This is a genomic window from Klebsiella sp. C239 (assembly GCF_048822715.1).
Classification (GTDB): Bacteria; Pseudomonadota; Gammaproteobacteria; order Enterobacterales; family Enterobacteriaceae; genus Klebsiella; species Klebsiella quasipneumoniae.
Window position 1 is genome coordinate 54,732 of the sequence record NZ_JBMEZK010000005.1, and the last position, 21,797, is coordinate 76,528.

At 58.6% G+C, this 21,797-nt stretch carries 15 protein-coding genes; 7 read left to right on the top strand and 8 right to left on the bottom strand.

From position 1 onward, the window contains the following. Nucleotides 1-48: 48 nt before the first annotated feature. Both ACOI6Z_RS14795 and aqpZ read right to left on the bottom strand, forming a co-directional pair. Nucleotides 49-948, bottom strand: a complete 900-nt coding sequence (locus tag ACOI6Z_RS14795) for a lysine exporter LysO family protein (RefSeq protein ID WP_023289001.1) — start codon at nt 946-948, stop codon at nt 49-51. 115 nt (nt 949-1,063) lie between these two features. Then, entirely contained in the window at nt 1,064-1,759 is a 696-nt protein-coding gene (gene aqpZ / locus ACOI6Z_RS14800; RefSeq protein ID WP_004201355.1) for an aquaporin Z, read from the bottom strand. 418 nt (nt 1,760-2,177) lie between these two features. On the opposite strand from aqpZ, the gene ACOI6Z_RS14805 reads away from it, so the two are divergent. The 3 genes from ACOI6Z_RS14805 (at nt 2,178) to macB (ending at nt 7,035) form a co-directional block, all read left to right on the top strand. Further along, nucleotides 2,178-3,836, top strand: a complete 1,659-nt coding sequence (locus tag ACOI6Z_RS14805; protein WP_044521905.1) for an ATP-dependent endonuclease — start codon at nt 2,178-2,180, stop codon at nt 3,834-3,836. A gap of 146 nt (nt 3,837-3,982) precedes the next feature. Further along, the gene (gene macA / locus ACOI6Z_RS14810; protein ID WP_420687439.1) at nt 3,983-5,098 is read left to right on the top strand and encodes a macrolide transporter subunit MacA; all 1,116 of its coding nucleotides are present in this window, start codon (nt 3,983-3,985) and stop codon (nt 5,096-5,098) included. Further along, nucleotides 5,095-7,035: a macrolide ABC transporter ATP-binding protein/permease MacB gene (macB, locus tag ACOI6Z_RS14815; protein ID WP_044521907.1), complete on the top strand. Its 1,941-nt coding sequence runs from the start codon at nt 5,095-5,097 to the stop codon at nt 7,033-7,035. The genes macA and macB overlap by 4 nt, the downstream gene beginning before the upstream one ends. A 76-nt stretch (nt 7,036-7,111) precedes the next feature. On the opposite strand, the gene cspD is transcribed toward macB, so the two are convergent. Next, nucleotides 7,112-7,333 (bottom strand): cold shock-like protein CspD, encoded by a 222-nt coding sequence (gene cspD / locus ACOI6Z_RS14820; RefSeq protein ID WP_002896516.1) that lies wholly within the window; start codon nt 7,331-7,333, stop codon nt 7,112-7,114. Between the two features lie 325 nt (nt 7,334-7,658). Here cspD and clpS point away from each other — a divergent pair, with 325 nt between their 5' ends. Together clpS and clpA are read left to right on the top strand one after the other, a co-directional pair. Further along, the gene (gene clpS / locus ACOI6Z_RS14825) at nt 7,659-7,976 is read left to right on the top strand and encodes an ATP-dependent Clp protease adapter ClpS (protein ID WP_002896520.1); all 318 of its coding nucleotides are present in this window, start codon (nt 7,659-7,661) and stop codon (nt 7,974-7,976) included. 30 nt (nt 7,977-8,006) lie between these two features. Continuing rightward, nucleotides 8,007-10,286, top strand: coding sequence for an ATP-dependent Clp protease ATP-binding subunit ClpA (clpA, locus tag ACOI6Z_RS14830; protein ID WP_065812159.1), 2,280 nt, complete (start codon nt 8,007-8,009; stop codon nt 10,284-10,286). A 121-nt stretch (nt 10,287-10,407) separates the two neighbouring features. Here clpA and infA read toward each other — a convergent pair whose 3' ends face one another. The 5 genes from infA to trxB all read right to left on the bottom strand — a co-directional run bounded on the left by infA (nt 10,408) and on the right by trxB (nt 16,292). Further along, entirely contained in the window at nt 10,408-10,626 is a 219-nt protein-coding gene (infA, locus tag ACOI6Z_RS14835; protein ID WP_001040187.1) for a translation initiation factor IF-1, read from the bottom strand. Nucleotides 10,627-10,979: 353 nt separating this feature from the next. Next, nucleotides 10,980-11,681 carry a leucyl/phenylalanyl-tRNA--protein transferase gene (gene aat, locus ACOI6Z_RS14840; RefSeq protein WP_049014702.1) on the bottom strand — a complete coding sequence of 234 codons (702 nt, stop codon included), beginning with the start codon at nt 11,679-11,681 and terminating at the stop codon, nt 10,980-10,982. 39 nt (nt 11,682-11,720) lie between these two features. Next, nucleotides 11,721-13,442 carry a heme ABC transporter ATP-binding protein/permease CydC gene (gene cydC, locus ACOI6Z_RS14845; protein WP_065812158.1) on the bottom strand — a complete coding sequence of 574 codons (1,722 nt, stop codon included), beginning with the start codon at nt 13,440-13,442 and terminating at the stop codon, nt 11,721-11,723. Beyond that, a complete protein-coding gene (gene cydD, locus ACOI6Z_RS14850) occupies nt 13,443-15,209 on the bottom strand; it encodes a heme ABC transporter permease/ATP-binding protein CydD (RefSeq protein WP_023289008.1) in 1,767 nt (588 codons plus the stop codon). Nucleotides 15,210-15,323: 114 nt separating this feature from the next. Continuing rightward, nucleotides 15,324-16,292, bottom strand: a complete 969-nt coding sequence (gene trxB / locus ACOI6Z_RS14855; protein WP_048334585.1) for a thioredoxin-disulfide reductase — start codon at nt 16,290-16,292, stop codon at nt 15,324-15,326. Between the two features lie 532 nt (nt 16,293-16,824). Between trxB and lrp the strand changes: the two genes are divergently transcribed. Both lrp and ftsK read left to right on the top strand, forming a co-directional pair. Next, entirely contained in the window at nt 16,825-17,319 is a 495-nt protein-coding gene (lrp, locus tag ACOI6Z_RS14860; RefSeq protein WP_000228469.1) for a leucine-responsive transcriptional regulator Lrp, read from the top strand. A 135-nt stretch (nt 17,320-17,454) separates the two neighbouring features. After that, nucleotides 17,455-21,735, top strand: coding sequence for a DNA translocase FtsK (ftsK, locus tag ACOI6Z_RS14865; RefSeq protein WP_420687440.1), 4,281 nt, complete (start codon nt 17,455-17,457; stop codon nt 21,733-21,735). Nucleotides 21,736-21,797: the final 62 nt, after the last annotated feature.

A 21,797-nucleotide genomic window follows, 5' to 3' on the forward strand; every position in this document is an offset into this window, starting at 1 on the left:
TTGATTTAGCGCAAAATTGGCGGCAGGAAGTCTGCCGCCAGCGCCTGCTCAGGCGGCAAAAAAGGCGATCAGGATCGGGACCAGCAGGCTCAGCAGAAAACCGTGCACGATGGCGGCAGGGACGATCTCCACGCCGCCGGAACGCTGCAGCACCGGTAAGGTGAAGTCCATGGAGGTGGCGCCGCACAGCCCCAGCGCCGTGGAGCGGCTACGGCGAATCAGGCCCGGAATTAACATGATGGCCAGCAGCTCGCGGCACAGGTCGTTAAAGAACGCCGCGCTGCCGATCACCGGGCCAAAGGATTCGGTCAGTAAAATACCGGAGAGTGAATACCAGCCGAAGCCGCTGGCCATCGCCAGACCGGTCTTTAGCGGCAAATCCAGAATAAAGGCGTTGAGGATGCCGCCGAGTAATGAACTGGCCGTGACCACCACGGCGACGATCATTCCCCGCCGGTTGAGGACTATTTGTCGCAGACTCATTCCATTATTGCGTAATTGAATACCAACGAGGAACAGGAGAAAGATCAGCGTATATTCGCTGGCTTCGGTGGCGTGTTGTAAAAAAGACAGGCCGGTCAGGCCAAGCAAGAAACCGAGCACCACCACACCGCACAGCTGGAGTGATTCCAGGGCCATGGCCAGGCGCGAGGGTAATTTCTCCTGACGATGCAGACTGCGCCAGGGCATTTTTCTTTCCAGCCACAGCAGAGCGGTAATATTACACAGTAAAATGATGACCACGCTCACCGCGGCGTAATGCAATATCGCCAGCAGATTGCTGGCCAGATTGTCGAGAAACGCCAGGCTGATACCCATAAAAAAGAGGATCACATAGACAATCCAGCTCAGCATCCGGTTAATCAGTTTTAACGCGGAGGAGTGACGAAGAGGCAGTAAATAGCCGACGACCAGCGGCAACAGAATGATGAACAGTCCCGAGAACATGAACGATGCAACCCTTGCATGATGAGAATAGCGCTCATGACACTATCCAAATAGCCGGGCCGAGTAAAGCTGTCGCCAGAAAGAAAAAGCCCGGGGACCCGGGCTTTAGAAAAGATTAATCGCGTTTTTCCAGCAGAGTGCGGTACAGCACGCCGCCGAGGATCCCGCCGACGATCGGCATGACCCAGAACAGCCACAGCTGCTGCAGCGCCCAACCGCCCTGGAAAATCGCCACCGCGGTGCTGCGCGCCGGGTTGACCGAGGTGTTGGTGACCGGAATGCTGATCAAATGGATGAGGGTCAGCGCCAGGCCGATAGCGATCGGCGCGAAGCCCGCAGGCGCGTGTTTGTCGGTAGCGCCATGGATAACCAGCAGGAAGCCGCAGGTCAGTACGATTTCAATAACGATAGCCGACAGCATAGAGAAGCCGCCCGGGGAGTGTTCGCCATAGCCGTTGGAGGCAAAACCGCTGGCGGCGGCATCAAAGCCGGCTTTACCGCTGGCCACTACGTACAGCACCGCGGCGGCAATAATTCCGCCGACCACCTGGGCGATAATATAGCCAATGACCTCTTTCGCCGGGAAACGACCGCCGGCCCACAGGCCTAAGGTCACCGCCGGGTTGAAATGACCGCCGGAAATATGGCCAACCGCATACGCCATGGTTAATACGGTTAAACCAAATGCCAGCGCCACGCCGGCAAAACCGATACCCAGCTCGGGAAATGCTGCGGCAAGGACGGCGCTACCGCAGCCGCCAAATACAAGCCAGAAGGTGCCGAAGCATTCGGCTGCTAATTTTCTGAACATAACCACCTCAATTTAAATGTTTACGCGCACGAGCGGACCGTGCCGTTCTTTATTTATCGTGATAAGGGACGACGATAAAAATAAAGCGGCGTTATTCTAGAGATAATCGCCATCCCAGAGCCAGTTAAATATATTGATATTAATTGATTTAGGGCAAGGTGAAGGGATTGCGTTTGCCAGTTTAACTATTCCTATATCCATCCAAGATTATCAATAGTGTAGAACATAACGTCTGAAATAAAACTATTTTGTTTGATGAATAATCAACAGCGGTTAATAGGCGGTAAGTGTGTAATTTTATGAATATATTTAACCTCCTGAATAGGATGCGCGAGGTGACTAAGCGGAGTGTCATCTTGCCGCCGCCCTCGCTATACTGTTGATTACTGAAGGAGAGTGGTGGTGTAGCGGAGGGGATATGCTTCTTGAGCGCGTAGAAATCGTCGGTTTTCGCGGTATCAATCGTCTGTCGTTGATGCTCGAGCAAAATAACGTCCTGATCGGGGAGAACGCGTGGGGGAAGTCCAGTCTGCTTGATGCGCTGACCCTGCTTTTGTCGCCAGAGTTCGATCTTTATCACTTTGTTCGCGATGACTTTTGGTTCCCCGCGGGCGACATCCAGGGGCGCGAGCACCATTTGCATATTATTCTGACCTTCCGCGAAACGGAGCCGGGACGCCATCGGGTGCGGCGTTTCCGTCCGCTTCAGCGCTGTTGGGTGCCCTGTGATGACGGGTATCACCGGGTGTTCTACCGCCTGGAAGGCGAACTCGCCGATGATGACAGCGTGATGACCCTGCGCAGTTTTATCGATGGCGAAGGCGAAGCGCTGGCGCTGGAGGATATCGATGAGCTGGCCAGACACCTGGTGCGTTTGATGCCGGTGCTGCGTCTGCGCGACGCGCGCTTTATGCGGCGCATTCATAACGGAACGGTACCGCACTCGCCGCAGATAGAGATCACCGCCCGCCAGCTGGATTTTCTGTCCCGCGAACTGGTCAGCCACCCGCAAAATTTATCCGACGGTCAGATCCGCGAGGGGTTGTCGGCCATGGTGCAGCTGCTGGAGCATTATTTTGCCGAGCAAAGCAGCGCCCAGACGCGACATCGCCTGATGCGGCGGCGTTCCCATGATGAACAGCGTAGCTGGCGTTATCTGGATATTATCAACCGGATGATCGACAAGCCCGGCGGGCGCAGCCATCGGGTGATCCTGCTGGGGCTGTTCGCCACCCTGCTGCAGGCGAAAGGGACGGTGCGCCTCGATCGCGATGCGCGGCCGCTCTTGTTGATTGAGGACCCGGAAACCCGGCTGCATCCTATTATGCTGTCGGTGGCCTGGCATTTGCTCAATTTGCTGCCGCTGCAGCGGGTGACGACGACGAACTCCGGCGAGCTGCTGTCGCTAACGCCCGTCGAGCATGTGTGCCGGCTGGTGCGTGAATCGGCGCGGGTGTCGGCATGGCGGTTGGGGCCCGGCGGAATGAATGCCGAAGAGAGTCGGCGCATTGCCTTTCATATCCGCTTCAATCGCGCCTCATCGCTCTTCGCCCGCTGTTGGCTGCTGGTAGAGGGGGAGACGGAAACCTGGGTTATCAACGAACTGGCCCGCCAGTGCGGCCATCATTTTGATGCTGAAGGGGTGAAAGTCATTGAATTCGCCCAGTCGGGCCTGAAGCCGTTGATCAAATTCGCCCGCCGGATGGGGATCCAGTGGCACGTGCTGGTGGACGGCGATGAGGCAGGGAAAAAATATGCCGCGACCGTACGCGGCCTGCTGAATAACGATCGCGAACTGGAGCGCGACCATCTGACCACTCTGCCGGCGCTGGATATGGAACACTTTATGTATCGTCAGGGATTTGATGACGTTTACCACCGGGTGGCGCAGATCCCGGATAATGTGCCCATGAATATGCGGCGGGTGATCACCAAGGCCATTCATCGTTCATCCAAGCCGGACCTGGCGATTGAGGTGGCAATGGAAGCCGGCCGCCGTGGGGTGGACGCAGTGCCGACGCTGCTGAAAAAAATGTTCTCGCGGGTACTGTGGCTGGCCCGCGGTCGCGCCGATTAATCTCTTCGCCGTCGGGGGGCTCGGCGGCGCAAAGCTCTCCGGCAGCTAAACAAAACGTCATTGGCGCGAAAAATGGATGTTCTGTTGCCAACGGGTTTCGATAGAATCACCGCCTGGATCGGCAGGGAAACAGCAGGAATCGGAATATGAAATTGAAGGGAAAACGCAGGACCGTCTGGTGGCTGTTGGCGATCGTGGTGCTGGGTCTGGCTGTCTGGGGATGGCGGATCCTCAACGCGCCGCTGCCGCACTACCAGACACTGGTGGTGCGCAAAGGCGACCTCCAGCAGAGCGTGCTGGCTACCGGCAAGCTGGATGCCCTGCGAAAAGTTGACGTCGGCGCCCAGGTCAGCGGACAGCTGAAGACGCTGCACGTGAATATCGGCGATAAGGTCAAAAAGGACCAACTGCTGGGGGTTATCGATCCTGAGCAGGCGCAAAACCAGATCAAAGAGGTGGAAGCGACGTTGATGGAACTGCGCGCCCAGCTCAATCAGGCGCGCGCGGAGAGTAAGCTGGCGCAGGTGACCCTGGCCCGTCAGCAGCAGCTGGCGCAGCGCCAGCTGGTCTCGCGACAGGACCTCGATACCGCGGCCACCGACCTGGCGGTGAAACAGGCGCAAATCGGCACCATTGAAGCGCAAATTAAGCGCAACCAGGCGACGCTCGACACCGCGAAGACCAACCTCGACTACACGCGGATCCTGGCGCCGATGGCTGGCGAAGTGACGCAAATTACCACCCTGCAGGGACAGACGGTGATCGCTGCCCAGCAGGCGCCGAACATTCTGACCCTGGCGGACCTCAGCACCATGCTGGTTAAAGCGCAGATCTCCGAAGCGGATGTCATCCATCTCATACCGGGGCAAAAGGCGTGGTTTACCGTGCTGGGCGACCCGTTAACCCGCTATGAAGGCAAGCTGAAGGACATTCTGCCGACGCCGGAAAAAGTCAACGACGCCATCTTCTATTATGCCCGCTTCGAGGTCCCGAACCCGCAGGGGATCCTGCGCCTCGACATGACCGCGCAGGTGCATATTCAACTGGCCGAGGTAAAGAACGTGATCACCATCCCGCTGAGCGCCCTGGGCGATGCGGTCGGTGATAACCGCTACCACGTCCGGCTGTTGCGTACCGGCGAGGTCAAAGAGCGTGAGATTGTCATTGGCGCGCGCAATGATACCGACGTTGCGGTGGTGCAGGGACTTGAAGAGGGGGATGAGGTGATCGTCGGCGAGAGCGCGAGCGGGGCGGCAAAATGACGGCCCTGCTCGAGCTGCGTGATATTCGTCGCAGCTATCCTTCCGGCGACGGCAGCGTTGAGGTCCTCAAGGGGATCACCCTCAGTATCCATGCCGGGGAGATGGTGGCGATCGTGGGCGCCTCCGGCTCGGGTAAATCAACGCTGATGAACATCCTTGGCTGCCTTGATAAACCCACCAGCGGCACCTATCGGGTGGCGGGAACCGATATTGCGCAGCTGGATGGTGATGCGCTGGCCCGTCTGCGGCGGGAACACTTTGGTTTTATCTTTCAACGCTATCACCTGCTGTCGCATCTGACCGCCGCGCAGAACGTCGAAGTGCCGGCGGTGTATGCCGGCAGTGAACGGCGGGCGCGCCTGGCGCGCGCTCATGAGCTGCTGGCGCGCCTGGGGCTTGGCGATCGCGCCGACTATCAGCCGTCGCAGCTGTCCGGCGGCCAACAGCAGCGGGTCAGTATCGCCCGCGCCCTGATGAACGGTGGGGAAGTGATCCTCGCCGATGAGCCGACCGGCGCGCTGGACAGCCATTCCGGCGAAGAGGTGATGGCGATCCTGCACCAGCTGAAAGCGCAGGGGCACACGGTCATCATTGTCACTCACGATCCGCAGGTCGCCGCTCAGGCGGAGCGGATCGTCGAGATCCGCGATGGCGAAATCGTCCGCAACCCCTCCGCCAGCCGCCAGGGCGGTGGGCTGCGCGCCCGTCAGCAGGAGGAGCCCTCGGCGTGGCGTCAGTTCACCAGCGGCTTTCGCGAGGCGCTGGTCATGGCCTGGCGGGCGATGGCGGCGAATAAAATGCGCACCCTGCTGACCATGCTCGGCATTATTATTGGGATTGCCTCGGTGGTGTCGATCGTCGTGGTGGGCGATGCCGCCAAACAGATGGTGCTGGCAGATATTCGCGCGATAGGCACCAATACCATTGACGTCTACCCTGGCAAGGATTTTGGCGATGACGACCCGCGCTATCAGCAGGCGCTGAAGTATGACGACTTGCTGGCGATCCAGAAACAGCCGTGGGTGCGTTCCGCTACGCCGGCGGTGTCAAAAAGCCTGCGTCTGCGCGCCAACAATATTGACGTAGCCGCCAGCGCGGAAGGGGTGGGGCCGCAATACTTTAATGTTTACGGCATGACCTTTAGCGAGGGCAATACCTTTAATGAGCTGCAGCTCAACAGCCGGGCGCAGGTGGTGGTGCTCGACAGCAATACCCGTCGCCAGCTGTTTCCCAATAAAGCGAAAGTGGTGGGCGAGGTGATTCTGGTGGGCAATATGCCGGCCACGGTGATTGGCGTTGCGGATGAAAAGCAGTCGATGTTCGGCAGCAGTAAAATTCTCCGCGTCTGGTTGCCCTACACCACCATGGCGGGAAGGGTGATGGGCCAGTCGTGGCTGAACTCGATCACCGTCCGCGTTCATGAAGGCTATGACAGCGACACCGCTGAAAAGCAGCTGCTGCGTTTGCTGGAGCTGCGGCATGGTAAAAAAGATGTATTCACCTGGAATATGGACAGCATCTTGAAAACCGCCGAAAGGACCACACATACCTTACAGCTGTTCCTGACATTGGTGGCGGTGATCGCCCTGGTGGTCGGCGGGATTGGCGTGATGAATATTATGCTGGTGTCGGTGACCGAACGGACGCGTGAGATAGGCATCCGCATGGCGGTTGGCGCCCGGGCCAGCGATGTGCTGCAGCAGTTTCTCATCGAAGCGGTGCTGGTTTGCCTGGTCGGCGGCGCGCTGGGGGTGACATTGTCGCTGATGATTGCGTTTATTCTGCAGCTGTTTCTCCCCGGCTGGGAGATCGGTTTTTCGCCGCTGGCGCTGGTGACAGCGTTTCTCTGTTCGACGTTAACCGGGGTGCTGTTTGGGTGGCTGCCGGCGCGCAATGCGGCGCGGCTCGATCCTGTGGATGCCCTGGCGCGGGAGTAGTCGGGATGAGAAATAAAAATGCCAGTCAGAAGGACTGGCATTTTATTAGCAGGATGTACACAATGAAGCAAAAGAGTTATGCAGCCGTTTCCGCTTCCACAGGGACGATCACGCTGGCGTGGTTGCCTTTTGGCCCCTGGTGAACATCAAACCGAACGGCTTGTCCGGCTTTTAGCGTTCTGTAACCATCCATCTGGATGGTGGAGTAATGGGCGAAAATGTCTTCGCCGCCGCCCTCAGGGCAGATAAAACCGAACCCTTTGGCATTGTTGAACCACTTAACAGTACCCATTTCCATACTTCGACATCCTTCGTAAATCTTTATTAGTAAGATGGAATGAACCGGTGGTGGAGTGACGAGTTGTTCAATTGCTCGCCAACTCTCGCCACTACAATTTAGAGAAATACGAAAACGCGTCAAGCGATTGAGGAGGGGGAGCGGCGAAAAATGCGTCAAAATTTGAAGCAGTTAACGCTATTGCCGGGGAATGTGACAGCCGTCGCGGATAGAAGCGATAGATGATAGTTATCTATGATCTGTTGTAGATTTGTGATGAGCATAACCTCTGGTCATCGACAGGCCTCCGCCTGTTGGCAACAGCAACCGATGATGAACACTGACGATGAGTAAGAGAGATTGGCTGGACTTCGAGCACCTGGTTGACGACGAAGTTCGTGATGCGATTAAACCGCCATCTATGTATAAAGTGATATTGGTCAATGATGACTACACTCCAATGGAGTTTGTTATTGACGTGTTACAAAAATTCTTTTCTTATGATGTTGAACGTGCAACGCAACTGATGCTCACGGTTCACTATGAAGGTAAGGCGATTTGTGGCGTGTTTACCGCGGAAGTGGCGGAGACCAAAGTCGCTATGGTGAATCAGTACGCGAGGGAGAACGAGCATCCATTGCTGTGTACGCTGGAAAAAGCCTGAATACAGGCATGAAAATTGGGGGAGGTGCCTATGCTCAATCAAGAACTGGAACTCAGTTTAAATATGGCTTTCGCCAGAGCGCGCGAGCACCGTCATGAGTTTATGACCGTCGAGCACTTGCTGCTGGCTCTGCTAAGCAACCCCTCGGCCCGTGAGGCCCTGGAAGCGTGTTCAGTGGACCTGGTGGCATTGCGTCAGGAACTTGAAGCCTTCATCGAACAAACCACACCCGTCCTGCCAGCCACGGAAGAAGAGCGCGACACTCAGCCGACGCTGAGCTTCCAGCGTGTGCTGCAGCGCGCCGTCTTCCACGTGCAATCTTCTGGCCGCAGCGAAGTGACCGGCGCCAACGTGCTGGTGGCGATTTTCAGCGAGCAGGAGTCGCAGGCCGCCTACCTGCTGCGTAAACATGAAGTGAGCCGACTCGATGTGGTGAACTTCATTTCTCATGGTACACGCAAAGACGAGCCGAGCCAGTCTTCCGATCACAGCGGAAGCCAGCCTGGCAATGAAGAGCAAGCCGGCGGGGAGGAACGTATGGAAAACTTCACCACCAACCTCAATCAGCTTGCTCGCGTCGGCGGCATTGATCCCCTGATCGGCCGTGAAAAAGAGCTGGAACGCGCCATTCAGGTTCTGTGCCGTCGGCGTAAAAATAACCCGCTGCTGGTGGGGGAATCCGGCGTCGGTAAAACCGCCATCGCCGAAGGCCTTGCCTGGCGTATTGTGCAGGGCGATGTGCCGGAAGTCATGGCTGACTGCACCATCTACTCGCTCGATATTGGTTCTCTGCTGGCCGGGACGAAATACCGTGGCGATTTTGAAAAACGCTTTAAAGCGTTGCTCAAACAGCTGGAGCAGGATACCAACAGCATCCTGTTCATTGATGAGATCCACACCATCATCGGTGCGGGGGCGGCGTCTGGCGGTCAGGTCGATGCGGCTAACCTGATCAAACCGCTGCTTTCCAGCGGCAAGATCCGGGTGATTGGCTCAACCACTTACCAGGAATTCAGCAACATCTTTGAGAAAGATCGTGCGCTGGCCCGCCGTTTCCAGAAAATTGATATTACCGAACCGTCGGTGGAAGAGACCGTCCAGATTATCAACGGCCTGAAGCCGAAGTACGAAGCGCACCACGATGTGCGTTATACCGCCAAGGCGGTGCGTGCCGCGGTTGAGCTGGCGGTGAAATACATTAACGATCGTCATCTGCCGGATAAGGCGATTGACGTGATTGACGAGGCAGGGGCGCGGGCGCGCTTAATGCCGGTCAGCAAGCGTAAGAAAACGGTTAATGTGGCGGATATCGAGTCAGTGGTGGCGCGCATTGCGCGGATCCCTGAGAAGAGCGTCTCCCGCAGCGATCGCGACACGCTGAAAAACCTTGGCGATCGACTGAAAATGCTGGTCTTTGGTCAGGATAAGGCCATCGAGGCGCTGACGGAAGCCATCAAAATGGCGCGCGCCGGGCTGGGCCATGAGCACAAGCCGGTGGGTTCATTCCTGTTCGCCGGGCCGACCGGGGTGGGGAAAACCGAAGTGACCGTGCAGCTGGCGAAGGCGCTGGGTATCGAGCTGCTGCGTTTTGATATGTCCGAATATATGGAACGTCATACCGTCAGCCGTTTAATCGGGGCGCCTCCGGGCTACGTCGGCTTCGACCAGGGCGGGCTGCTGACCGATGCGGTGATTAAACATCCGCACGCGGTGCTGCTGCTCGATGAGATCGAAAAAGCGCATCCGGACGTGTTCAACCTGCTGCTGCAGGTGATGGATAACGGAACGCTGACCGATAACAACGGACGTAAAGCGGACTTCCGCAACGTGGTGCTGGTGATGACCACCAACGCCGGGGTGCGGGAAACCGAGCGTAAATCGATTGGCCTTATCCAGCAGGACAACAGTCCGGATGCAATGGATGAGATCAAGAAGATCTTTACGCCGGAGTTCCGTAACCGTCTCGACAACATTATCTGGTTCGATCACCTCTCCACCACGGTGATCCATCAGGTTGTCGACAAGTTTATCGTCGAGCTGCAGGTTCAGCTGGATCAGAAAGGCGTCTCCCTGGAAGTCAGCCAGGAAGCGCGCGACTGGCTGGCGGAAAAAGGCTACGACCGGGCGATGGGGGCACGTCCGATGGGACGCGTCATTCAGGACAACCTGAAAAAACCGCTGGCGAACGAGCTGCTGTTTGGCTCGCTGGTCGACGGGGGGCAGGTGACGGTCTCTCTGGACAGCGCGAAAAATACGCTGACTTACGACTTCCAGAGCGCGCCGAAGCACAAACCGGAAGCCGCCCACTAAGGCGATATCTTGCATGTAAAAACCGGCCACTGGCCGGTTTTTTTTGCTGGCTGGCGGGAGAAATGAAAAGACCGGGAATTATCCCGGCCTTCAGCATCTGACGCCTTAGTGGCGAAAACAATCAGCGACTACGGAAGACAATGCGGCCTTTGCTCAGGTCGTACGGGGTCAGCTCAACAGTCACTTTGTCGCCCGTCAGAATGCGGATGTAGTTTTTACGCATTTTACCGGAGATATGCGCGGTTACCACGTGACCGTTTTCCAGTTCTACGCGGAACATAGTGTTAGGCAACGTTTCAAGTACGGTGCCCTGCATTTCAATATTGTCTTCTTTGGCCATCTAGTCCTCTGGGGTATCACTACCGTAGTTTTGAACCGGCAAGATAATGCCGAAGTTCATCATGTAAGTAAAGTTTTACGTGTCTACCCTGAATCATTCACCTTACCGCAAGGCGCGCAGTCAGCACGCCGGCAATGGAAATATGACGGGTATGAATCGCCGAAGTAGTTTTGGCGCATTGCCCGGGACACACACGGCCATGCCGCGTGACAGGCGCAAACGTAAAGGGGAGTGACAGAACGATGGGCGTTATCTGACTCTTATTATTCCCAAACGGCGGCGGGGCAACAGGCAGAAGCTACTCTACCGCGCAATTATACCATCCTGACGCAAAATGTGCTGAAAACATTTTATTATCCGCCCGGAAATAGCACCCGTGGTACCCAAAATCGCTCGGGTAGACGGTAGCCGCGTAATACCGACAGATAGTCCAGATAATCGCGGCGGGGAATATCCACTGCGCCTAATGACGCGGTGTGGTTGTTCAGCACCTGACAGTCAATTAATTTACCGCCGCTCTGCGCAAAGTCCTGGCAAAATACCAGCAGCGCGGTTTTAGAGGCATTTTCCGCCCGGCTGAACATCGACTCGCCGCAAAACAATGCCCCCTGCGCCACGCCGTACATTCCCCCCACCAGGGTATTCTCCTGCCAGACTTCAATGGAGTGGGCATGGCCCAGCTCATGCAGCTGGTGATAGGCGCGAACGATGCTGCTGGTTATCCAGGTGCCTTCGTCACGATCGCTGGCGCAGCCCTCAATCACCGCGCCAAAGGCATGATTGAGCGTGACGCGGTAGGGGGAGCGCTGATGAAAGCGCTTCATGCTGCGGCTGAGATGGAACTGTTCCGGCCAAAGCACTGCCCGGGGATCGGGCGACCACCAGAGGATCGGGTCGCCGGGGGAAAACCAGGGAAAAATACCACGCTGATAGGCCATCAGCAGACGCGCGGGGCTTAGATCGCCGCCGAGCGCCAGCAGGCCGTTAGGTTCACGCAGGGCGCCTTCCGGAGAAGGGAAGGCGATAGAATGCCGGGAGAGCTGAACCAGACGCATTTTAACCTCAATACGCATCAGCAAAAATTAGATAATAGCCTACAGACGCTGTTTAAACTGGAAGTACCGGCCCTGTTTAGCGAGCAGCTCCGCGTGACTACCTTGCTCAATTATCTGGCCGTTGTCCATGACTATTATCTGATTAAAACGCGCCAGGCCTCGCAGGCGGTGGGTGACCATCAGCACGGTTTTCTCGCGCATGACTTCCGCCAGCAGATGCAGGATCTGGCTTTCGGTGGCGGCATCCAGACCTTCTGTCGGTTCATCCAGCAGCATCAGCGGCGCATCGTGGAGCAGCGCGCGGGCGATGGCCAGCCGGCGCAGTTCGCCGCCGGAAAGCTGGCGTCCGCCTTCGCCCAGCCAGCCGTTGAGTCCGCCATCTTCCAGCAGTTTTTCCAGGCCTACCTTCTCAAGGGTGGCGCAGAGCAGTGTGTCATCAGCCTCAGGCGCCGCCAGCCGCAGGTTGTCACGCAGGGTGGTGCTGAACAGATGCACGCGCTGCGGCACCACGCTCATTGACTGCCGCAGGGTGGCTTCGCTCAGCCCGGACAGCGGCTGGTCGTTGAGCAATATCTCTCCCTGCGCCGGATCCCATGCGCGGGTGAGCAACTGCAACAGCGTCGACTTTCCGCAGCCGGTTCGGCCAAGAATAGCGATATGTTCCCCGGCGGCAATCTGCAGGGAGATGTTCTCCAGGGCGGGGGAGGGCTGCTGCGGGTAGCGGAAGGTGACCTGCCTGAAGGTTAAGGCCACCTGCGCAGGCCTGCTGGCTTCGCCCTCAACGAAGGAGACTTCCGGCTGCTGGTCAGTGATCTGCGAGATCCGCAGCGCGGAGGCGATCACCTGACCTAAATGCTGGAAAGCGCCGGTGACGGGCGCCAGGGCTTCGAAAGCCGCCAGGGCGCAGAAGACGAACAGGGCGATCAGCGCCCCGGGCTGACTGTTGCCGCCGACGCCGTCTGAGGCCAGCCAGAGCATGGCCACCACGGCGACTCCGCCGATTAACAGCATTAGCGCCTGTGAAAGCGCGGTCAGCTCGGCCTGGCGACGCTGCGCGTCCTGCCAGCTGAGCTCGGTTTTTTCCATTTGCGCGCGATAGCGGTCGCTGGCGTTAAACACCATCAGCTCCGCCTGGCCCTGCAGCCAGGCGGTAAGCTGTTGCCGATACTGGCCGCGCAGCTGGGTCATACTCTCTCCGGCCGGTTTACCGGCGCGATAGAACAGCGGCGGCATAACCAGCAGGGTCACCAGCATGATGCCGCCGAGCGTCAGCGCGAGGGTAACGTCGAGCAGGCTTAATCCGCAGGTCACCACCACAATCACCACCAGCGCGCCGACCAGCGGCGAAATGACCCGCAGGTAGAGGTGATCCAGGGTGTCGACGTCGGCGACTACGCGGTTGAGCAGTTCACCCTGGCGAAAGCGCGCCAGCCCCGCCGGAGAGAGGGGGAGCAGTTTGCTGAAGGTGAAGACGCGCAGGTGCTGCAGCACGCGGAAGGTGGCATCGTGGCTGACCAGACGCTCGAAATAGCGTCCGGCGGTACGGATAATCGCTGCGCCGCGGACGCCCGCGGCGGGCAGCATATAGTTAAAACTGTAGATCCCGGCGACGCCCACCACCGCAGAGGCGGAGAGAAACCAGCCGGAGAGCGTCAGCAGGCCGATACTGGCCAGCAGGGTCACAATAGCCAGTACGATGCCGAGCAGCAGCATCCATTTGTGGCGTTTATACAGTGCCAGATAGGGTAAGAGCGCGCGCATTTAAATCTCCTCCTGACGATGGGCCAACAGCGCCGAGAAGACCCCGCCGGCGCGGGCCAGCGTGGCGTAGTCGCCTTGTTCGATAATCTGTCCGTTCTGCATCACCCAGACGGCATCCCAGTCCGCCAGTCCCTCAAGCTGATGGGTAACCAGCAGCGTGGTTTGCTGGGTGGAGGCGTGGGTCAACGCCTGCATAACCCGTTGTTCGCTATGGGCGTCGAGGCTGGCGGCGGGTTCATCCAGCAGCAGCAGGCGGCACGGCACCAACAGCGCGCGGGCGACCGCGATACGCTGCGCCTGGCCGACCGACAGACGGCCCGCCTGATCGCCCACGGCGGTATGGATCCCATCCGGCAGCAGAGCGATAAACTCGCTCACCCAGGCCTTGTCCAGCGCCAGCCGAAGCTGGGCATCGCTGGCTTCCGGCCACGCCAGCAGCACATTTTCCCGCAGCGTGGCGGCAGGAAGCTGGGGATTCTGCCCCACCCAGCTTAACAGGCGACGCCAGCGATCGGCGTCCAGCTCGCGCAGCTCCACGCCGTTGACCTTCAGCGAACCTTCATAGGGCAAAAAGCCGAGCAGGGTGTTCAGCAGGGAACTTTTCCCTGAGCCGCTCTGCCCCACCAGCACCACCCGCGCGCCTGCAGGCAGTGAAAAATTCAGCGGCCCGGCGAGGACTTTCCCGTCGGGAGATTTAATCAGCAGATCGCGCGCTTCCACGCCAATCAGATCGTTATCATTTAAGGTTTTTTCGCCACGCTCCACCTGGGTCAGCGGGGTTTCCATAAACGTTTTCAGACTGTCCGCAGCGCCGACGGCCTGGGCTTTGGCATGGTAGAAGGTGCCCAGGTCGCGTAATGGCTGGAAAAACTCCGGGGCGAGGATCAGCGTCAGGAAGCCCGCCATCAGCGTGACGCCCGCGCCATAGTGGCCGAAGTTAAGCTCGCCAAGGTATGAGAAGCCGAAATAAACCGCTACCAGCGCAATGGAGAGCGAGGTGAAAAACTCCAGTACTCCGGAGGAGAGGAACGCCAGGCGCAGGACTTCCATGGTGCGTTGGCGAAAATCCTGCGAGGCGTCGCGAATATTATCCGTTTCGGCCTGACCGCGGTGAAAAATACGCAAGGTTTCCATGCCGCGCAGACGGTCGAGGAAGTGGCCGCTGAGGCGGGCCAGCGCCTGGAAGTTACGCCGGTTGGCATCGGCGGCGCCCATCCCAACCAGGGCCATGAACAGGGGGATCAGCGGCGCGGTGCCGAGGAGGATCAGCGCGGCGGCCCAGTTGATCGGGAAAATAGTGATAACGATCAGCAGCGGCACGCAGGCCGCCAGCGTCATCTGCGGCAGGTAGCGGGCATAATAGTCATGCATATCGTCGATCTGCTCGAGGATAAGCGTCGCCCAGCTGCCGGCCGGTTTACCCTGGATCCACGCCGGGCCCGCCTGCTGGAGACGGTCGAGCACCTGGCGGCGAATTTCATAGCGAATATGCTGCCCGGCCTGAAAGCCGACCCGTTCACGCAGCCAGACCACCCAGGCGCGCAGCACAAAGGTCAGCACCAGCAGGGTCAGCGGCAGCAGCAGGGCGGTCGCAGGAATATTCTCCATCACCATCCGGTGCAGGATCCGCGCCAGGAACCAGGCCTGCGCCACGATCAGCAGACCGCTCGCCACGCCGAGGAGGCGGGAAATCATCAACCAGCGACGGGAGATAATGCTTTGCTGTTTTAACCAGCGGGTTAACTCTTGTTGACGGGTTTTATTCATTGCGCGCTTAGCAGGTGTCGTTATGGGAATATTGGGCACGGCAATGTTACATCGCGGCAAAAATAAAGGCGACTTTTCGTCGCCTTCTTTACCTTTGTTACTGACTTGTAAAGATTATTTGCACGCGTCAGCCAGACCGTCGAGGTAACGTTCAGCGTCCAGCGCCGCCATGCAGCCGGTGCCGGCGGAGGTGATAGCCTGACGATAAATATGGTCCATGACATCGCCGGCGGCAAACACGCCCGGGATGCTGGTCTGGGTCGCATTGCCGTGGATACCGGACTGCACTTTGATGTAGCCGTTCTCCAGCTCCAGCTGACCTTCAAAGATGGCGGTGTTCGGGCTGTGGCCGATGGCGACAAACAGACCGGCTACTTCCAGGGACTCGACGTTGTCGCTGTTTTTGGTATCGCGCAGACGCAGGCCGCTGACGCCCATCTGGTCGCCGGTCACCTCTTCGAGGGTGCGATCGGTATGCAGCACGATGTTGCCGTTTGCCACTTTGTCCATCAGGCGTTTGATGAGGATTTTTTCCGCACGGAAGGAATCGCGACGGTGGATCAGATGTACCTCAGAGGCGATGTTCGACAGATACAGGGCCTCTTCAACCGCGGTGTTGCCGCCGCCGATCACCGCCACTTTCTGGTTGCGATAGAAGAATCCATCACAGGTGGCGCACGCGGAAACGCCGCGGCCCTTGAAGGCTTCTTCGGAAGGCAGACCCAGGTAACGGGCTGAAGCGCCGGTGGCGATAATCAGCGCGTCACAGGTGTATTCGCCGCTGTCGCCAGTCAGACGGAACGGCCGGTTTTGCAGGTCGACGCGGCTGATATGGTCGAAAATAATCTCGGTTTCAAATTTCGCGGCATGCTCGTGCATGCGCTCCATCAGCAGCGGACCGGTCAAATCGTTCGGATCGCCTGGCCAGTTTTCCACTTCCGTCGTGGTGGTCAGCTGACCCCCTTTTTCCATCCCGGTGATCAGCACCGGCTGCAGGTTGGCGCGCGCGGCATAGACCGCCGCGGTGTATCCCGCAGGTCCAGAACCAAGAATAAGCAGTTTACTGTGTTTGGCTGTGCCCATGAGATCCCCATAATAATTGGCATACATTGGGCTGGGATTGTAGGGAATTTGTTGTCGTAAAAAAAGAGCGCAGCGATTTTGTTAACGATGTGTGCAATAGAAGCGGCCGATGAATTGGCGATTTTCCCGGCAAGGAATATAACTATTTCTACTGTTGGCGGGACAATTATAAGACGAAAAAATGAGAATCAACCAGGGTGGATGATGAATATCTGGCATCTTGTACTAAAAATCGATGTTTTGCTTTGACAATCCCCTGTGCTTTTGCGAAAACATTCAAGGAAGAAGAAAAGCAGTATTTGGCGTGCGGCGAATTTTCATGCACGCAAATGCCATTTTTATCCGGGTTAACGAAATCTACGCATGGTGTGGACAGACGCCATGCGTGATATCGGTGACTGCCGTCAGGCAACGGGCTTCTCACGTACCCCTGGGTTACCTAATGTCGTACGGGTAATAACAGGATGGGCTCTGGCAGTGAAGGCACAGAGCCGGAACAGGAGTAGGGAAGGAATACAGAGAGACAATAATAATGGTAGATAGCAAGAAGCGCCCTGGCAAAGATCTCGACCGCATTGATCGTAACATCCTGAATGAATTGCAAAAAGATGGGCGAATTTCTAACGTCGAGCTTTCTAAACGGGTGGGACTTTCTCCGACGCCTTGCCTTGAGCGTGTGCGTCGTCTTGAAAGACAGGGTTTTATTCAGGGCTATACGGCGCTGCTCAACCCGCATTATCTGGATGCATCACTTCTGGTATTTGTTGAGATTACTCTGAATCGTGGCGCACCGGATGTGTTTGAGCAATTTAACGCCGCAGTGCAAAAACTTGAAGAAATTCAAGAGTGTCATCTGGTTTCCGGTGATTTCGACTATCTGTTGAAAACCCGCGTACCGGATATGTCAGCGTATCGTAAATTACTGGGCGAGACCTTGCTGCGCCTGCCGGGCGTTAACGACACCCGTACCTATGTGGTAATGGAAGAAGTCAAGCAAAGTAATCGCCTGGTTATTAAGACGCGCTAACACGGAACAGGTGCAAACTCGACGTAGTTTGATTACACTCCTGTTAATCCATACAGCAACAGTGCCGGGGAGACCCGGCGCTGTTGTCCGTTTTAGCAGCAGGCAGGAAACAGCCTGATACCTGGAGAGCCTTTCTTGAGCCAGGAATACACCGAAGACAAAGAAGTCAAACTTACCAAACTCAGCAGCGGGCGCCGACTCCTTGAGGCGATGCTCATCCTTTGCTCCCTCTTCGCCATCTGGCTGATGGCGGCATTACTGAGCTTTAACCCCTCGGACCCAAGCTGGTCGCAAACGGCATGGCATGAGCCTATTCATAATTTAGGCGGCGCCCCCGGCGCGTGGCTTGCCGATACCCTGTTTTTCATTTTTGGCGTCATGGCCTATACCATCCCGGTGATCATCATCGGCGGATGCTGGTTTGCCTGGCGGCATCAGGAAAACGACGAATACATTGACTATTTCGCCGTTTCTCTTCGTCTCATCGGTGCGTTAGCCCTGATCCTGACCTCCTGCGGTCTGGCGGCGATTAACGCCGATGATATCTGGTACTTCGCCTCTGGCGGGGTGATTGGCAGCCTGCTGAGCACCACCCTGCAACCGCTGCTGCACAGCAGCGGCGGCACCATCGCTCTGTTGTGCATCTGGGCGGCCGGCCTGACGCTGTTTACCGGCTGGTCGTGGGTCAGCATTGCGGAAAAACTGGGCGGCGGCATCCTGTCCGTACTCACCTTTGCCAGCAACCGCACCCGTCGGGATGATACCTGGGTCGATGAAGGCGAATACGAAGACGACGATGAAGAGTACGACGACGAAGAGGCGGCAACCCCCCAGGAATCGCGTCGGGCCCGTATCTTGCGCAGCGCGCTGGCGCGGCGTAAACGTCTGGCCGAGAAGTTTACCAACCCTATGGGGCGTAAAACCGACGCGGCGCTTTTCTCCGGCAAACGGATGGACGACGGGGAAGAGGCCGTGCAGTACAGCGCCAGCGGTGCGCCTGTCGCCGCCGACGATGTACTGTTTTCCGGCGCCAGCGCCGCGCGTCCCGCAGAGAATGATGTGCTATTTTCCGGCGCCAGCGCCGCGCGCCCGGGCGATTTCGACCCTTACGATCCGTTGCTGAACGGCCACAGTATCGCTGAGCCGGTGGGCGCAGCGGCGGCGGCCACTGCCGCGCCGCAGGCGTGGGGCGAGTCGACGGCGGGCCATCAGGGCGCTGCGCCGGCTTATCAGCCAGAAGCCAGCTATCCGCCGCAGCAGGCCTACCAGCCTGAACCCGCCCCGTTCCAGCAGGCTGCTTATCAGCCGCCAGCGGGGCAACCCGCGCCGCAGGCGTATCAGCCAGAGCCGGCGCAGTATCAACAGCCGGTTTACGATCCGCATGCCGGACAACAGCCTGCGCCGCAGGGGTATCAACCCGAGCATGCGCCGCACCAGCAGCCGGTTTACGATCCATATGCCGGACAACAGCCTGCGCCGCAGGGGTATCAACCAGAGCCTGCACAGTATCAGCAGCCGGTTTACGATCCATATGCCGGGCAACAGCCTGCGCCGCAGGGGTATCAATCCGAGCCTGCACAGTATCAGCAGCCGGTTTACGATCCGCATGCCGGTCAGCCCGCGCCGCAGGGGTATCAACCCGAGCATGCGCCGCACCAGCAGCCGGTTTACGATCCATATGCCGGGCAACAGCCCGCGCCGCAGGGATATCAACCCGAGCCTGCACAGTATCAGCAGCCGGTTTACGATCCGTATGCCGGCCAGCCCGCGCCGCAGGGGTATCAACCCGAGACTGCGCCTTATCAGCAGCCGAGTTACGATCCGCATGCCGGCCAGCCCGCGCCGCAGGCTTATCAGCCTGAGCCCGCGCCGGTACCTGCCGCGCAGCCAGAGCCTGAGGTCGTGCAGGAAGAAGTGAAACGTCCGCCGCTCTATTACTTCGAGGAAGTGGAAGAGAAGCGGGCGCGCGAACGCGAGCTGCTGGCTTCCTGGTATCAGCCTATTCCGGAGCCGGAAAGCCCGATCGCCACCAAACCGCTGACGCCGCCAGCCGCCCCGGCCAAACCGCCCGTGGAGTCAACCGTGGTTTCTGCGGTGGCGGCCGGGGTGCATCAGGCAACGGCTGCCAGCGGCGGCTCAGCGGCCGCGACGACGGCGACCGCCGCGTCCGCAGCGACGGCGCCATTGTTCAGCCCGGCCTCCAGCGGACCGCGGGTACAGGTGAAAGAGGGCATTGGTCCAAAACTACCGCGGCCTAATCGTGTTCGCGTCCCGACGCGTCGGGAACTGGCCTCCTACGGCATCAAGCTACCGTCGCAGCGTGAAGCAGAACAGCGCGCGCGGCAGGCAGAGCGAGACCCCCATTATGATGATGGGCTGATCTCTGATGAGGAAGCGGATGCTATGGAGCAGGATGAACTGGCTCGCCAGTTCGCCGCCACTCAACAGCAGCGCTATGGCCATCGCTGGGAAGACGATAACGCGACTGATGACGATGATGCCGACGCCGCGGCGGAAGCGGAGCTGGCGCGCCAGTTTGCCGCCACCCAGCAGCAGCGCTACGCCTCCGAGCAGCCGCCGGGCGCCAATCCGTTCTCGCCGGCGGATTACGAATTCTCGCCGATGAAAACTCTGGTCAATGAGGGGCCGAGCGAGCCGCTGTTTACGCCGACACCTGAAGTACAGCCGCAGCAGCCAGCCCAGCACTATCAACAACCGGCCGCCGCTCCGCAGCAGGGTTATCAACCTGCGCAGCACCAGCCGGTACACCATCAGCCAGTACCGCCGCAGCCTTACCAGACTGCGCCGCAGTCCGTGCCGCAGCACCAACCGGTTACCCCGCAGGGGCATCAGCCTGCCGCGCCTGCGCCGCAGGAGAGCCTGATCCACCCGCTGCTGATGCGCAATGGCGATAGTCGACCGCTGCAAAAGCCGACGACGCCGCTGCCGTCGCTGGATCTGCTTACGCCGCCGCCCAGTGAAGTCGAGCCGGTGGATACCTTTGCTCTCGAGCAGATGGCACGACTGGTGGAAGCGCGACTCGCCGATTTCCGCATTAAAGCGGATGTGGTGAACTACTCGCCGGGGCCGGTGATCACCCGCTTCGAACTGAATCTGGCGCCTGGCGTCAAAGCGGCGCGAATCTCTAACCTGTCACGGGATCTGGCGCGTTCGCTGTCCACGGTCGCCGTGCGCGTGGTGGAGGTGATCCCGGGTAAACCGTATGTCGGGCTTGAGCTGCCGAATAAAAAGCGCCAGACCGTCTACCTGCGTGAAGTGCTCGACAACAGCAAGTTCCGTGATAACCCGTCGCCGCTGACCGTGGTGCTGGGTAAAGACATCGCCGGCGATCCGGTGGTGGCCGATCTGGCGAAAATGCCGCACCTGCTGGTGGCCGGTACCACCGGTTCCGGTAAGTCGGTCGGCGTCAACGCCATGATCCTCAGCATGCTCTACAAGGCGCAGCCGGAAGATGTGCGTTTCATCATGATCGACCCGAAAATGCTGGAGCTGTCGGTCTACGAAGGTATTCCGCACCTGCTGACGGAAGTGGTTACCGACATGAAAGACGCCGCCAATGCGCTGCGCTGGAGCGTCAACGAGATGGAGCGTCGCTACAAGCTGATGTCGGCGCTGGGCGTGCGTAACCTGGCGGGCTATAACGAGAAGATTGCAGAAGCGGCGCGCATGGGTCGTCCGATCCCGGATCCGTACTGGAAGCCTGGCGACAGTATGGACGCCGTGCACCCGGTACTGGAAAAGCTGCCGTACATTGTGGTGCTGGTGGACGAATTCGCCGACCTGATGATGACCGTCGGTAAGAAGGTGGAAGAGCTGATCGCTCGCCTGGCGCAGAAAGCGCGTGCGGCGGGGATCCACCTGGTGCTGGCGACGCAGCGTCCGTCGGTGGATGTCATTACCGGTCTGATTAAGGCCAACATTCCGACGCGCATCGCTTTTACCGTGTCGAGCAAAATTGACTCGCGTACCATTCTGGATCAGGGCGGTGCGGAATCGCTGCTCGGGATGGGGGACATGCTCTACTCCGGGCCGAACTCCACCACGCCGGTGCGCGTCCATGGGGCGTTTGTTCGCGACCAGGAAGTCCACGCCGTGGTTCAGGACTGGAAAGCCCGCGGTCGTCCGCAGTATGTAGACGGCATTACCTCCGACAGCGAAAGCGAAGGCGGCGGCGGTGGCTTCGACGGTGGTGAAGAGCTGGATCCGCTGTTCGATCAGGCGGTCAGCTTTGTGACCGAGAAGCGTAAAGCGTCGATTTCCGGGGTGCAGCGCCAGTTCCGCATCGGCTATAACCGTGCCGCGCGTATTATCGAACAGATGGAAGCGCAGGGCATTGTCAGCGAGCAGGGCCATAACGGTAACCGCGAAGTACTGGCGCCGCCGCCCTTTGAATGAGTGCAAAGTTGGGTAAATAAGCGCAAAATCAGCCAATTCTTCTGTCCCGCCGCCGTCGGCGG